Annotated in this window: 11 protein-coding genes; 4 read left to right on the top strand and 7 right to left on the bottom strand. The window is 43.7% G+C overall.

What is annotated here, in order from left to right; all coding sequences use genetic code 11:
* The first annotated feature begins 5 nt into the window (after positions 1–5).
* A complete protein-coding gene (locus ACIM339_RS03625) occupies positions 6–287 on the top strand; it encodes a hypothetical protein (RefSeq protein ID WP_015283252.1) in 282 nt (93 codons plus the stop codon).
* On the opposite strand, the gene ACIM339_RS03630 is transcribed toward ACIM339_RS03625, so the two are convergent.
* Entirely contained in the window at positions 246–1,781 is a 1,536-nt protein-coding gene (locus ACIM339_RS03630) for a site-2 protease family protein (protein ID WP_015283253.1), read from the bottom strand. The two genes, ACIM339_RS03625 and ACIM339_RS03630, sit on opposite strands and share 42 nt — an antisense overlap.
* Before the next feature lie 91 nt (positions 1,782–1,872).
* On the opposite strand from ACIM339_RS03630, the gene ACIM339_RS03635 reads away from it, so the two are divergent.
* Entirely contained in the window at positions 1,873–2,565 is a 693-nt protein-coding gene (locus tag ACIM339_RS03635) for a hypothetical protein (protein ID WP_015283254.1), read from the top strand.
* On the top strand, positions 2,562–2,885 hold the full coding sequence (locus ACIM339_RS03640) for a hypothetical protein (protein ID WP_015283255.1): 324 nt from the start codon (positions 2,562–2,564) through the stop codon (positions 2,883–2,885). Before ACIM339_RS03635 ends, ACIM339_RS03640 begins: the two co-directional genes overlap by 4 nt.
* On the opposite strand, the gene ACIM339_RS03645 is transcribed toward ACIM339_RS03640, so the two are convergent.
* A complete protein-coding gene (locus tag ACIM339_RS03645) occupies positions 2,886–3,659 on the bottom strand; it encodes a CARDB domain-containing protein (protein ID WP_015283256.1) in 774 nt (257 codons plus the stop codon).
* Positions 3,656–9,901, bottom strand: coding sequence for a carboxypeptidase regulatory-like domain-containing protein (locus ACIM339_RS03650; RefSeq protein ID WP_015283257.1), 6,246 nt, complete (start codon positions 9,899–9,901; stop codon positions 3,656–3,658). The genes ACIM339_RS03645 and ACIM339_RS03650 overlap by 4 nt, the downstream gene beginning before the upstream one ends.
* Positions 9,902–10,051: 150 nt before the next feature.
* On the opposite strand from ACIM339_RS03650, the gene speE reads away from it, so the two are divergent.
* Complete coding sequence (gene speE, locus ACIM339_RS03655; RefSeq protein ID WP_015283259.1) at positions 10,052–10,867, top strand: polyamine aminopropyltransferase; 816 nt, start codon at positions 10,052–10,054, stop codon at positions 10,865–10,867.
* On the opposite strand, the gene ACIM339_RS03660 is transcribed toward speE, so the two are convergent.
* From ACIM339_RS03660 to cas4, 4 genes are read right to left on the bottom strand one after another with little or no spacing between them, the layout of a single operon-like run.
* Positions 10,817–12,637: a phospholipase D-like domain-containing protein gene (locus ACIM339_RS03660; RefSeq protein ID WP_015283260.1), complete on the bottom strand. Its 1,821-nt coding sequence runs from the start codon at positions 12,635–12,637 to the stop codon at positions 10,817–10,819. The two genes, speE and ACIM339_RS03660, sit on opposite strands and share 51 nt — an antisense overlap.
* A complete protein-coding gene (locus ACIM339_RS03665) occupies positions 12,622–13,032 on the bottom strand; it encodes a DUF3198 domain-containing protein (protein WP_337954349.1) in 411 nt (136 codons plus the stop codon). Before ACIM339_RS03665 ends, ACIM339_RS03660 begins: the two co-directional genes overlap by 16 nt.
* 28 nt (positions 13,033–13,060) lie before the next feature.
* A complete protein-coding gene (locus ACIM339_RS03670; protein WP_015283262.1) occupies positions 13,061–13,744 on the bottom strand; it encodes a metal-dependent hydrolase in 684 nt (227 codons plus the stop codon).
* Positions 13,745–13,793: 49 nt separating this feature from the next.
* Positions 13,794–14,786 (bottom strand): CRISPR-associated protein Cas4, encoded by a 993-nt coding sequence (cas4, locus tag ACIM339_RS03675; RefSeq protein ID WP_015283263.1) that lies wholly within the window; start codon positions 14,784–14,786, stop codon positions 13,794–13,796.
* Between the last annotated feature and the right edge of the window lie 52 nt (positions 14,787–14,838).

A 14,838-nucleotide genomic window follows, 5' to 3' on the forward strand; every position in this document is an offset into this window, starting at 1 on the left:
GGCATATGAAATACTCCATAGCCTCAAGGTGCATTTACTATCGCGATGGTATGTGTTATTTTCTCGCCTCTGACCCACGCCCCTGCACACTCTGCTTCAACTTTGCCTCTGCTGATCCAAAATTGAAGAGGGAACTGAAAATTGATAAGCCGGTGATAACCTTTTACGATTTGATAATGGGCGATTCCCGTTACAGGGCCCTGTTTCCCAGTTCCGGTACTTCCGTTCAGATGAGCCTTGGCTCTCTATATCCTGGGTCCAACGAATTGCCAGATGATGAGGATTAGGACCATAAAACTGAAAAACGTTGTTATGGCATCTCCCATTTTCTTCGGATTTTTTAATTTTAATTTCTCGCAGAGGTATGTGATAAAGTCCCTGAACACATAGCCCCCATCCAGAGGTACCGCTGGGAGTAGATTGGTCATTCCAAGCATGAGGTTGAGCCAGAATATCCAGTAGAGAGAGTTTACCAGTATCCAGAATCCTGTGAAAGGTGTGTTGAATAAATGCTGAAGGTTCTGTGGAAAGGGCATGAGTCCCATAAATGGCAGTGCTATGTAGGCCATGGTAGCTCTGAAGAAATCGTACGGATTTCTCACGTCTGCGTATGGATTTCCTATCAGGTTTTTGAGGTACTTGGAGTCTCCGAGCCCTATGCCAAGATATCCCGCGTTAATTCCCAGAAACCCCTTACCCCTGTACCAGGGCCTGTTAAGTTGAGGTGCGTATTTTTCAAAGTAGGCGTACTTGTCAGCTAGCACGACGGTCACGTTCATCCACCTGTTTGGGGGCTTGAACATACTTATATGTACAGGCGTTCCACTGCGCGTTTTGTTGAGAATCTTGAAAAACTCCTGCTCGTTTTTCACAACACTCCCGTTTATTGAATAGAATATCCATCCGGGTCTTATTCCTGAATCGTAGGCAGGATATCCCTTGAGGGCTGAGATCACAACTACTCCACTGTAAACGCTAATATTCTCAATTTTTCCGTTGTATATTTCAACGCTGACCTTTTTTCCGGGACTTGGAGCATTTACATTGATGAAATCTTGGATGTTATTTATGGATGTGCCGTTTATTTTCAGTATTACTGTTCCCACCGGAAGTGCATTGAAGTTGGGATTGTCCTCAAAATTTGAAGCCACATAAAATGCATTGTATTTCGGAGTTATCCCTCCCACCAGGAGTGCAATTACCACGATGATCACGGCTGCCAGGATTATGTTGGATGTGGGTCCCGCTGCGAAAACTCTCATTCTCCTCCTCTTGGAAGTTTTCATAAGTTGCTCCTCGTCCGGTTCCACGAAGGCTCCTATGGGTATTACGAACAGAAGGACCCCTATGGATTTTAATTTTAGTTTCTGGGCTACCACAAGAAATCCGTGGGAGAACTCGTGTATGACTATTGCAACAATTAGCCCCAGTATCCCGTACCACAGTGGGATCACAGGGTTTATGCCGGGTATACCTAGGGCCTTTAGGGGAGATGGTGCCTCAGATGGAGGAATTGTTGTAACCAGAAAGGCCTGCCACAGAACCAGTAGAAATACGGCCACCATAATTATGAGAGAGAGCCCAACCCCAAAATTTCCATAATAAATCCAGAATTTTGATTTTGCGAGTTTTTTTATTGTCCCGAGTCCCCTTTTTGTTTTGAGCATGAGGGCTGGTCCGTAGAGCGAGAGCGGACCCTTGATCTTTCCATATCTGTAAAGTGCGTAGAGCCCAAGAATCCAGGCTACTATGAGGACAAGTGCAAGTAGCCAGCCGTTCATCGGGATAGCATGAACTCCTTGTATTTAAATTTCCACCCGCTACCTTAAAATATCAGAATTTTTTTTTGAAACTGTGAGAATCGGTATAGCAATGGAAGATTACAAACTTGAATATGAGGTGGAGCGTGCTCTCAAGGAGGAAGGTTATAGGTTCAAGGTAGTTACGGATAATTTTGACGGTTGCGATGTAGTTCTCACCGATCATCTTGAGGGGGATATTTTTGTGCTCTGTCATGATGCGAGGGAATGCATAAGGAAATTGCAGTCAAGGTTCTATGGAAAGAAGAGATTTGAGAAGCTTATTGTCGGCATAGACCCTGGCCCCAAGCCGGGTATTGCCGTTGTCGGAGATGGAAACGTCGTTGAAGAGATCCAGTTGTCCTCTGTGGAGGAAGTGCGCACAGTTGTAAATTCAATAGAATTGGGATACGAACCCCGTGTAATGATTGTTAGGGTTGGAGATGGGGATATAACGAACAGAAACAGAATAATAAACTCCCTCTTGGATGGTTACATGGTTGAGATGGTAAATGAGGAAAACACCTCAGAATCCATATCCAACAGGAATGTTGAGGCGGCCAAGGTGATTGCATTTACCCGGGGGAAGCGGATCAGAGAGAAAATGAATATTGTGATAACGGAGGGGTACCTGCGTGAGATACAGAGAATGAGCAGAATTGAAAGCGAGGGCCTTCTCACCATATCCAAAACTCTGGCAAGGAGAGTTGCTCTTGGTGAGATCACCTTGAAAGAGGCCATTGAACTTGCGAGGGGTGGGCAATGAAGAGGGAGGAAGCCATAAGGAGGATAGATAACCTTGTTAATGTTCTGGCAGTTGAAATTCCCGATGAAATTGAGATATACGGCAGGGTTTATTCTCTGAAGGAGGATATATCCTCTCCAGAAGAAAATACGATTATAAAATATCAGTCTCTCTACAAGCAGATAATGGAGGATATACATTCAATGGAAGATGTGCCTGAGGAAATTGTTCAGAAGGCCATAATTCTCAGAAGAATCGTTCTTTTTCTAAAGGAATACGAGCATAGTGGTGATATTGAAGACAAAAAGAGATGGATAAATTTTGTAAAAAGAATGAAATGATTATTTTTTCCATTTTGGAGCAGGTCCACTTTTCTTTCCCTGTCTGCCCAAGAAGAACAGGGTGAAAAGAACGATGACCAGAATGAGAAGACCCCAACTCAGGTATGTTATGTACTCGTATGATGGAGGTGTGCCGTAATAGAAACGATACTCATAGGTTTTCTGGCCATTTGCGAAGACCACTCCGTTGTTGGATATCTTCACGGTTAGAACATGCTCTCCGCTGTACAGCCCGTGTGGAATCCATTTGTAAGTCACGTCCTTTGTTGAATTTGCCTTGATGACCTTAACCGTGGTGTTGCCTATGTATCTTCCATCCAGATAGAAGGATAGCATAGTGTTGTACAGGTCATAATTTTCAGGGTTCTTTATTTTTACATTGACATCCATGGCCCTTTTTACCTGAACTGCCAGAACCCTGGATGTGGTTGCTCCTATCTTTGTGTTGTTTATCATACCGTATGCAACGAAGTTCAAATATATTGTTTGGGGTAAGTTTGGAGCGGTTACGTTGAACACAAAGTAACCATCCTTACTTGATGTGACATACTGGTTCAGGGGCTTTGCACCTGTGAGATTGTATCCACTAATTAGGATGCCGCATCTGTAAAGCGGAAAATATCCTTCCACATATACCTTGTACTGTACCGTTTGGTTGGTGCCTATTATTGTTGGACCATCTATATGTATATTTAACTGGCTGGCATGGACACCCAAGGGTATGGTTCCCAAAAGGAGAAGAGAGATTAATATTGCAATTTGCAGTTTTTTCACTTCTTCCACCTCCAAAGTACTACGAATGCTGCAAATATGGCTATCGTGAATCCCCACAGAACGTACCATGTTGTTGATATTGTGAACGCCGTGTAATTGGACACACCAGGAGCTTGGATGTACACCTGGGTGGTACTCACAGAAACCTCCCTAAGGGGCATACTCACCGTTATGGTTTTCTGAGGCCCAACTATGGCCATCTGCACGGGTATGGAGAGTCCCGGTCTGCTCTTGGTGGCAACAAGACGGATCTCTATTGATCCCTTGCCCTTTGAAGATACGTTTAGATAATTTACCTCTCCAAGTTTACCGTATATTTCCACGTTCCAGCCCCTGAGATGAAGTTCCTCTATGTTAAGCACGTTGAAGGTGTAGTTTACCCAAGTGTTTCCATTGTTGGTTATGTCTATCTTGTATATCAGGGCATTATCGTTCCAGGAAACCAGGGTGTATTTTGCAGTAGTATTGTAGTATTTTGCAATGTTCACGTGGAAATAGGCATCTGTAAATTGAGTGTACTTTGCCCTGAGATGAACCTCATTGTCTCCCGCCTTCGCAAGGGGTACCTTCAGGCTAACGCTCACGATTTTCGTATCCCCTGGATTTAACCTGTACGTTTGAGGATTGATTACCTTCCATCCCGAGAAAGTTTCAAATTTAACTTTTTCAGGAGTATTTCCCGTGTTCTTCAGTTTCACAAGGACCCATATACTCTTGTAGGGCACGGCATATTTGTCAAAGCCCATAACGTGCACTGTGACCATATGCACGCTGTTTCTCTTGAGAGCCAGGTCCATGTATGTGTCATGGGATATACTGATTTTCTCGTTGATGGAGTATTTAACCGTCTGACCGTATTCAATGTCAGAAGAACTTGCTCTTATCGTGTAATTTCCTGAAGGCAGTATGAAATAGTAGGATCCATTTGCCATCTCGCTGAGCGTTCCGTAGGGAGTATCAAGATACACGTAGGTGGATATCGTTTTGTTCTTCATATAAACCTGGCCTGTGAGAAGGTATGCATCACTGTACTCTATGTTGAAGGTCAATTTCTCTTCCACATTTACACTCCCAATGTATGCGTACCTGTGACCTCCCATAATGTAGTATGTGTAAACTGTGTACTCTCCAGGGGTAAGTTTTACATTGTAGTATCCTGCAGAATCCGTTATGGCCGTTACATTTTTAAGTTCAGTATCCACAGGTATGAACTGCACAACCGCATTTGCTACGCCCCTTCCATTGAGTGTAACAACGCCCTGTACCTCTGCCAGAATCTTCTCTGTAGAAACATGAAGAATAACCACGGTATCCTTATTTATGAATTTGAGCACCTGTGTGAAATAGAGGTAGTAGTTTCCATAGACCATCTTCTTCACATGTATCTCAAAGAGGTACTGACCCTGAGGAAGCACGATGGTGGAATACTTCCAGGTTATATTTCCTGCTGTTGTGTTTATTTTCACAGGGAGTTGATATGAGAAATTTTCTTGGTTTATCTTTACAAAGTATCCATTTTCAAGGTTGACCTTCGTAGACATATTTTCGTTCACATTTATCTTAACAAGTGCTGCCTTTTCATATCCTCTCAGGTATACCGTGTACTCTCCCGGTGCGATATTCACACTCTTTCCCATCGTCACCAGCGTGCCATTCTTGTACCAGTAAACATTATCTGCAGGGGAGATAATGCTCACGTGGGCTATGGCCTTTATGTTGAGATTTTTGACAACTTTTACATCTCCAACATTTGCAGTCACAGATATTTTTCCGTATTCATACTTAATGTTATTTCCGGAAATTTCAAATCTATACGTACCCGGCAGAACATTTATTGAGTATGAGCCAAAAACATTTTCTATTGTGTATGTTCTGTCCTCTGAGATCAGCCTTATGGTGAGAGGCCTTGTGTTTGTTGAGTTATCCACTATAACCCTACCTGTGACGGTTACCAGATTTGGAGACATCTGAATATAAGACTTTGAATTTTCCGTATAGATCTTTACCATGTGGTATCCATAGACCTCTGCACTAAGGGTATACGTGAGTGTGGTTCCCAGGGTGAATTCTCCAGCAGGAGGTATGCTTCTGACCTCATAGTACCCCTTGCTATCTCTTAGCATAACCAGACCACTTTTTATCGTTTCATTGCTGTCCATAATCCCGTTGCCGTTCTTATCGTAGTACACGTAGCCCTTTATTGACTCTGCCTGTTGAAGGAACGGGTTTATCTCAACATCTCTGTAAAGTTTAACGATTTCTCTGCTGAAATATGGAGAGTAACTGTTGTTGAACCCTATGAACCCTATTGAATAGGTTCCCTCCGGAAGATATATGTTGAAGTACCCAGTTTGATTTACAAACCATGTTGTGAATGTGGATCCCCTGAATGCGGATATTTCTATGTCTCCCACTATTTTATCCTTGGATGTAACCTTGCCATACACCATGTAGGCCTTCTCCATACTCATTTTTATCTGCATATCTCCGTACAGGGTGACATCTCCTGCATAGGCTATCTTCTGTGCCCCATAATTTGAAAGGGAGTAAACTGTGTATATTCCTCCGGGTAATTTGAGGGAGAATCTGCCGTTTTTATCCGTCTGGAGGATGTAAACGTTGTATCCCTCAGTGCTCTTAACCTTCACAACAGCATCCCTCACTGGTTCTCCATTGTAAGTTAAATATCCTGTGAGGGTGAATCCCTGGGTGAGGGTTACATTATCGCTTATGGTTTTGTTCCAGTCTCCTACGGGGGCATCCTGAGGCTTTGAATAATAATCACCCTTGCTTGCCGTAAGCGTGTAATTATCTGGCACAACCATTACATTGAACGAACCTGTGGAATTTGTCTTTGCGGTGTACCTGGCGTAAATGCCAGTGAGTTCCACCGTTGCATTTGCCGCGGGTGTTCCATTGGAGTAGGTGACCACACCCTTAACGAATGAGGGCAGCAGTTTTATATCCTTGGTTAGATTTATTCCCGCGTGGAGAGTTACCGTATCTATCTTTTGGAACGTTTTTCCATTTATTATGAGTCCTATGTTGTAGGCGTGTGGGGGAATATCCTTAATTGAGTACTGTCCGTTCTTTATTGGGACCTCCACATGGTATCCATAGGTTGAATTTGAGAGTATGAATGTGGCGTTATTCAGTTTGATATCTCCCTGATCCAGTTTGTTATTGTGGTTCATATCGTAATACACCACACCATCAAGATTTGCAGGCTTGATCACTATGTTCTTTACTATGGTGAAATTTGGTTTAAGGCGCATTGCCTGCTCCTCGCTCACATTTATCTTTATCTGTGCCAGGATTGTTTTATCCACCATTTTTAACTTGTTGTACCCTCCGTCAGTGGAGACCACCAGGGTCATATTACCAGCCACTGAAAGTATTTTGAAGTATCCCGTGTCATTTGTGAATGTTGTATCGTGAGGTATCCCGTACTCATCAAATAGAGTCACCCTCACATGCTTCATGGGTTCCCCAGTTGCCAGTCTGATGTGTCCCTCTATAACTGCACCCTCATAGAATTTGACCATGACCACATCGTTGGGAAGAACCTGATATGCCGGGGGATTGAGCTCCACAGTGCCCTTCTTCTCCTTCAAATATTTCAGGGCCAGGTCTATGGGTATGGGCTTCCATGCCTTGGTGTGGTTTTTGTAGTCTTTGTAAGGGTTCCAGTATGCCGTCTTGTAAACCAGTTTGAAATGAGTCATATTCCACGCCTGCATTGGCTGATAACTTCCCAGATCTGGAGAGAACCCAGGAATTCCATCTCCCTTCCCAATATCCTGACCCGAATATCCTATGAACGTGCGATACAGCATTGAGTGGTAAAACATTGGTTTGTAAATTATCTTGTAACCCACTATTCTAACATTTCCGGGAATCTTGTCTAAATCGTAGGTGTTTCCATTTGAATCAACCGCCTTGAGTTGGTAGAAGTCGTAGGGTACAACTGTTCCCCCATAGTTATAGACTCTTCTGTCTCCAAGTTTTGCAGGTGCGTAGAATATGCCCGTTCTTGTGCCAGAGAATGGGAACAGTCTATAATCAACTGCAAAGTATCTTATATCCCACCCCGTGTTGTTTCGAATCGCATCGTAAATGGATAGAAGATCATGCTGAGGTAGATAGGCGAGTGTTCCCTTTATTGCCACATAGAGTGCGTTTTTTGAGGATATGTCGCTTGAATAAAGTCCGTAAATCTGGGGATTATCAACGATGATCTTCCTGTACTTATCGGGGTCATTGAGGATATCAACGATCTTTGCAGCTTTATCCTTTCCAGCGTATTTGATGAGAGCGTTCATTATTGGCTGGCTTAGTGACCCATTATTCTTGTGAAAATCTCCCTCAAGCAATCTGGCTATGAAAAGCGAGATAACCTCACTCTCGTTCTGTGCCGTTATTATCTGGGCCGCAATTTGATAACCATCCTGGAAATTATCCGCAATGGCCGGATGTTTGCCCTGTGCCACAGCTTGGAAGCCGTAATCCCACCAGGACACGAAGGCAGGTCTATCTGCCGGAGGTGTTGAATTGTCCTGCTCACTTAACCATTTCCAAGCCCGTTGCCAGGGGTATTCCGGTTTTGGAATGGAGTATCCAAATGCTCCGAGGTACCACGGAGCAGATTTGTTGTAGGTTGTCTCGTTGGGTCTCATAAAGGAGGGCATGCTGTTGTAAATCTGCTTGTCAAACTTGTCCTTTGTTTCGTAGGGGATTCCGGCGTCAACAGCACTCCACATGGTGGGGAATATGACAAGTAGAGCCACCACGAGTACAACAGTTATCTGGGAGATTTTCAGACTCTTCCTCAGGGATTTTCTCCAGGAGCCACCGTATTTTTTGAATTCCTCCATGGATTTGCGTATATCCACAAGATCTATTAGCCAGATCAGGGCAACAGCCGCGGTGAGGGCCACTGCAGGGGAGGCATTGAACATGAACCTCGCTGCGGATATGGCCATAAATATGGCTATTGCGGTATAAAGAACAATGAACACGTAGTAATCTGCTGATTTTTTTCGGAGAGATAGGAGGAGGTAAATTATTCCGGCAATTGAGAGGAGGAAAATTCCAATTCCAAAGGACATTGTCAGAACTCCCATTGTTACGGGTTGTGCCTCTGCTATGGTGGAGTACAATTTGTTATGGACAAAGTAGCCCTGACCGCTCACCAGTTTGCCCCATATGTCGGGCAGGAAAATGTTCATTATCAAGGCGAACGCACCTAGCCCACCAGCTCCTACGGTGAATACCAAGGGCCAGGGGTATTTGTTTGTTAACTCGAAATACAGCGCTGTCAGAAGTGGAATTAGTATGACGATCAATGGCACCTCGTACCAACTTTCAAGTCTGTGGGTGGCATAGTACCATGGAAACATCATCAAAAACCCGACGAGTGTGTAAATTGCTGTGAATACCAAGATGTGGAAGTTTGACCTGTTCCTGAACCTGTTTACTATGACCTGAATGAAAAGATAAATGGCGAGAATTGAAAGTGCATAGGTGTAACCCTTCCATGCAAGTCCAAGGGCTCCAAGAGAGGCCCCCGCAAGTGCACTGTATATGACTCCTTTTTTATTCTCTACGAAAAATGCTCTGAGCCCATTTTTCAACTCTTTCCCGTCAAACCAGTTCTTTATCCATTTTCTTGAAGGAGTTTCCTTCAGGGCCTTGAGGAAGAAATAAAACATCCATGTTATGAAGAATATATCAAATGCGTCCCAGTCCGCTTGGGTGGCAACGCTTCTCATTATGTATGCGGGCATAATGGAAAGGAGAAAAGCCGAAACAAGGCCAACTCTCCTGCCAAACGCTTCTCTTCCCATAAGGTACACAGGAATTAGGGTTAGTGTTCCCCATATTGCCGGGAATAGTATGAGCATAAGTACCGCTGAATGGTACGCATCCAGAAATGGATAAAATATCATGCTGGCAAGTATTATGGACCAGTGAAAGAGGGGAGGCCTGGGATTATCGAGCCCCAAGGGATAATTCAGCATGGGATCATTAAGAAGTTGATGCTTGGCTGTGAGAATGTATTTTAGAATTCTCTCATGGTAATAGGAATCCGAACCTCCAGACACCGAATATCCGTACTGTATCGATGGCCCAATTGCCCAGTAAACCCTTATGAAAAAAGCGAGGGCCATGATAAGGGCAAGGGCCACAACGACAAGCACTGTTTTTCTGTCCATATTAAATCCAAGTTTATCCCGTAGCATGCTACATCACCGTGCTGGGAGCGATATCACATTTCCTATAAAAAAGTTATTGCTATTTTCCCGTTATTTTTTGGGAAAAGTATATGTACAACCTTGCAAGGGGTAATTTTTCGCAAAAGGTTAAAATATTTTGTATATTTGCCACAGTTTATGGAACTCTGGTTCTCGGAAATGCATACAGATAACGTTAAACTTGGGTTCAGGATAAGGAGGGAGATTGAGCATGTTCGCTCTCCCTACCAGGATATTCATATTTTTGAGACGTATGACTACGGAAAGCTTCTAGTTATAGATGGCACGGTTCAACTCACGGAAAGGGATGAATTTGTGTACCACGAGATGATCGTGCACCCACCCATGCTCACCCACCCTGATCCAAAGAGGATACTCATAATTGGTGGAGGTGACGGTGGCTCAGCCAGGGAGGTCCTGAAACACGATCCTGACGAGGTTCACGTGGTTGAGATAGATGAAGAGGTTGTGAGATTATCGAGAAAACACCTTCCATTTGTTGCAAGGAGTTACGATGATCCAAGGGTTCACATTCACATAGAGGACGGAATTGAATTTGCGAAGAGGGAAAAGAATTTTGATGTTATAATAATAGATTCCACGGATCCTGTTGGCCCAGCAGAAAAACTGTTTTCTGGAGAGTTTTACAGATACCTGAGAAACACCCTGGCTCCAGGAGGAATAATTTCTCAGCAGTGCGGTACACCAGTTTACCACCCTGAGGAGGTTTGTAATGTGCATGCCCTGTTATCTAGGGAGTTCAGGTATGTGCGTCTGTATTTTGCCTATATTCCCACTTATCCATCGGGAATGTGGGCCTTTTCAATTGCCAGTGATGAGCCAATAAGGATAAGGAGAAAGATGGATTTTCCGACACGGTATTTTAACGAGGAAATTTATAGTTCATCCATGGTCCTTCCAAATTTTGTAAAGGAAAAGTGCCACCAGGAGTAATATTATGGGGATACGCAGGTCAAAATGGGAATCGGGCAAGTTAACCACCCTGCATATTGATCTTTCGTTGCCCCATAAATCTTCCACCCTTATCTCTATTTTATGTGTGCCAGAAGCAACGTTGATGGTGAATACCGGTGCTTTTCCCCTATGTACCAGATTTCCGTCAACGTAAACGTAATAGGTCAGATCTTTCCCTATGCTCTTGGATAGATCAAAGTGGATCCTGTTGCCCTGAATATTCATTTTCACAACAGGAAAGGGCTTAAACTCTCCCTTCCAGTCGTAGTTGAATATTTTTGTTAGGTAGGATACTGCTCTCTCGCTTCTTATAATAAGGGAAAATTCCCTGTTGTTCTCCATTGAAGACACGCCAAAATTCATGCTTCCCACGAGCACCTCAGAGTCTCCTATTATGAGTTTGGCATGTAGGTATCTGATGTAATGCTCCATGCCGTCAAATCTTTTTACATTCTCACCTGTATAGGGATGTTGAACAAGAGCAAGGGTTGTTTTGTTACTGATCTCCTTCCATATATCCTTTCCGATGTAAAGCGCTTCAATCTTCAGATCTCTCTGTGAATCCACAAAATTTTTGAACGAGTACGGAGCAAAATCCGGAGCTATCACCGGTTCTAGGGAAGCCGTGATGTTTATACTCTCAAACACAACCCTACGAAGTTCATATTCGTATTTGAAACTCGCATCTGTTGAGTTGAACTCCCCATCGTATATCTTTATATCCTGAACGTTCTTGTCATCATCCTTAAAGATTTTGGAGACATAATATGCAAACTCCTCATCTCTAACTATGATTCCATAGCCACGATTTCCGCAGGGTGAGAGGGCCGAGTGCCCGAAGTTCTCCGTTGATATCAATACTGCACTTCCATCCCTCACTATGAATTTGGCGTGAAGAAATCTGTATCTATCGTATATTCCATCCTTTGGGTCGTTTACCATGAAACCGATGTTTGCACCGTTCTTCCAGAGTTCATTTACGATGTATTTTTCTTCGTCACTCATGCCTCCTATGGGATTTCCATCAAGGAGAATGCTTACCCCCACACCCTCTCTTAATTTTTTAAGGAGAACGCCTTCAAATGGTAAGCTATCCATCGTGTAGGATTCAATCATAATACTCCTCTTGGCAGAATTTAAAAATCTCAGGACCTCCCTCCATTTATCTGGATAGGGAAAGATCTCTATTGATGCTTTGAACTCCCTTTTTTTGAAGTCACTCTGACCTATCACGTGATAGTTGCTCCAGTCTCTAGATGTGTTTGTATCATCCATGCCTATCCTTCTGAGAATGTGGCCCGTGCTCACGTGAACGGATGCTCCGTTCCATCCGGGTCCAGAGTATCTCGAATCACCGTAAACAAGCAGGTCTATCATTCTCGATTTGTAGAATAGTGCAACCTCGTCTCCCCTATTGGCCAGAGCAAAACGGTCAACGTAGGTAAAATTTGGATAAAATCCAAAAAATTTGAAAAAAGATGTTGAATTCTGGGCTATGTAAATTTTGGAATGCGGAGCGATACTCCCATTTAAGGGGATTCTTCCCTCAAAATCGCTGATGTAATATCCAGAGAGTTCAACTCTCTGTGAGAGGGGATTTAAAATGCAGACGTATTCCATATTTGTGCCTGGGTAGGGTGATGGACTAACTTCATAGATCAGCAGGTGCTGGTGCTCAACCGGGGCAGAATTTGCATAGGTAAGTGGGAGAATGAGGAGAACCAGAAGAATGGCTACTTTACTCTCCATTTTCTCTTCGTTTCTTCCAATCTCTCCTGGTACTTCTTGCCCAATTTGTAGGATATTTCCTCAAGTTCGCGAAGATTGTTCACGAACTCCCTCTTGCTCTCAGAATCTATATACTCCTCAAATTTCAGTCGCTTTCTGAGGGTATCGAATGTGAACCAGCCACCTGCTATCACAAATATTATGCCCAGAACCAAGAGCCAGTAGTTCCAGTTTCCCGCCCATGCGGTTAGATAGTCCATTCCCGGATCCTTCTGGATAAATTTTGTGGAGGCCAGAACCCAGTATCCGCTTGTTATGAGTAGGTATATCCCAATTACAAATAGCGCGAGGCTTATGTGCAGTATGTATTCCCTCAACTTGCTCCATGACATTGGGAGAGGATATTCTTTATTCATAAAGTATTTTCGCTTGAAAAATAAAAATTTAGAAGGAGAAACTCTCACCCGGTTTTAGGACAACCAATTTTATTCCATCTCTTTCCAGATCTTCTCGCATTTCCTCTGGATTTGCAGTTATTGGGGGCCATGTATTGTAGTGCATTGGAATCACGTACTTTGGTTTGATCCACCTTGCCGCTATGGCTGCGAGTTTCGGATCCATGGTGAACAATCCACCCACCGGGAGAAGTGCAACATCGGGTTTATAGATTTCACCTATTATCTTCATATCTCCAAAGAGGCCTGTATCTCCTGCGTGGTAAACCTTCTTTCCATTTATCTCAATTATGAATCCGGCAGGTATGCCTCCATCGTGGGTGAAATTGCTCTCCGTTATGCCAGAGGAATGAAGTGCAGGAACCATGCTCAGTTTTATTCCATCTTGCTCGTATGTGCCACTGAAATTCATTCCAATGGCATTGGCACCCTTTGATGCAATGTACTGCGCCACCTCGTAGATTGCCACAACAGGCACGTTCTTGCGCTTGGATATGAACACGGCATCTCCAAGGTGATCCCCATGCCCGTGTGTCACGGCTATGATGTCACAATCTATTTCATCAGGCTTAACGGGAGCCATATCGTTTCCCGTTATAAACGGGTCCACAAGCACTCTCTTTCCATTCTCCTCGATTAGGAATGCTGAATGTCCCAACCATGTAATCTTCATACCCATCACCTCGCCCCAAATATCTCATCATTGAATTTTAAACTTTCTCTCACGCAAGCCTCTCCGGGCAAATATTCCTTCTGGAGCAGTGGATGCATTTTCCAACCTTGTGGTGATTCCTGTGAACCTCTCCCGTTTCAAGGGCTCTTCTCATCTCTTCAACCTTTTCAAGCATAATATTTCTCAGATCCTCCTCATACTCAATTTTGTATACCACAGGTCCATATTTTAGAAGCCCATAGGGAGGAGTTTTGTAGTTCTCCTCAACGAGCACCATGTATGCTGTTAACTGCATTATGTGGGAGAACAAAGGGCCACGGGGTACGCGCCCAGTTTTGATCTCCACGGGTATGTAGTCATCGCCTTTTTTAATGAGTAAATCCGGTCTTCCCCATATCTTGTATTTTTCGCTCTTAAGAATTGGGCTCTGCTGTAGGTCGTCCACGTATATTATCTCCCCGTCTGGGAGTTTGAGTTTTTTCTTTAGTTCATTGTACTGGAACTCGCTTTTTAGGGAGATGTACAGAAAGTACGTGGCGAATATGAGCCACAGAAGGGAGAGCACCTCCATCACATATCCAAGGGCGAAGTTTGGGGGTAGAACGAAAGTCACGGCGAATATGGAGAATATCGTTGCCGCCCCTGAAGCTATGACCATAACCCTCTCCACATCCTTCCTTTCCCAGAGTAAAACGTATTTCTCAAATTTCCAGAGGAGGTATAGGGAAAATAGAAGCCATACGATGGCAAGAATCATGAATATCCTGCTTAGTATGGGGGAGGAGTAGAGAAACGATATGCCAACAAGTGCAATGAGTGTTGCTCCAATGGAGTAGTATATTGCCATGCTTTCAGAATCCTTCATTTTGGAGTAACTCTTCTTCATTTTCTTTGCCTCTTCACTTATTTCCCTGTGCTTTCTGACCCCCTCATTTTCCGTGTGCTTCTCCTTCCTGCTCAGCCACCAGCTAAGTGGGCAGTACGAATATTTCTCAATGTCTCCCGCAGAGATGTAATCCACGATGCAAATATGCACGGACATTATTTAATTCCTTCGCAAACGGAAAACGTTAATATAGTTCATTGAAATCTGA

Origin of the sequence: Aciduliprofundum sp. MAR08-339 (assembly GCF_000327505.1) — an archaeon.
GTDB lineage: Archaea > Thermoplasmatota > Thermoplasmata > Thermoplasmatales > Aciduliprofundaceae > Aciduliprofundum.

Bases quoted from the DNA above. Each gene is read 5' to 3' on its own strand.
- ACIM339_RS03630 (WP_015283253.1), bottom strand. From the start codon at position 1,781: ATGAACGGCTGGCTACTTGCACTTGTCCTCATAGTAGCCTGGATTCTT.
- ACIM339_RS03625 (WP_015283252.1), top strand. From the start codon at position 6: ATGAAATACTCCATAGCCTCAAGGTGCATTTACTATCGCGATGGTATG.
- ACIM339_RS03665 (WP_337954349.1), bottom strand. From the start codon at position 13,032: ATGAATAAAGAATATCCTCTCCCAATGTCATGGAGCAAGTTGAGGGAA.
- ACIM339_RS03650 (WP_015283257.1), bottom strand. From the start codon at position 9,901: ATGCTACGGGATAAACTTGGATTTAATATGGACAGAAAAACAGTGCTT.
- ACIM339_RS03635 (WP_015283254.1), top strand. From the start codon at position 1,873: ATGGAAGATTACAAACTTGAATATGAGGTGGAGCGTGCTCTCAAGGAG.
- ACIM339_RS03640 (WP_015283255.1), top strand. From the start codon at position 2,562: ATGAAGAGGGAGGAAGCCATAAGGAGGATAGATAACCTTGTTAATGTT.
- speE (WP_015283259.1), top strand. From the start codon at position 10,052: ATGGAACTCTGGTTCTCGGAAATGCATACAGATAACGTTAAACTTGGG.
- cas4 (WP_015283263.1), bottom strand. From the start codon at position 14,786: ATGTCCGTGCATATTTGCATCGTGGATTACATCTCTGCGGGAGACATT.
- ACIM339_RS03670 (WP_015283262.1), bottom strand. From the start codon at position 13,744: ATGAAGATTACATGGTTGGGACATTCAGCATTCCTAATCGAGGAGAAT.
- ACIM339_RS03660 (WP_015283260.1), bottom strand. From the start codon at position 12,637: ATGGAGAGTAAAGTAGCCATTCTTCTGGTTCTCCTCATTCTCCCACTT.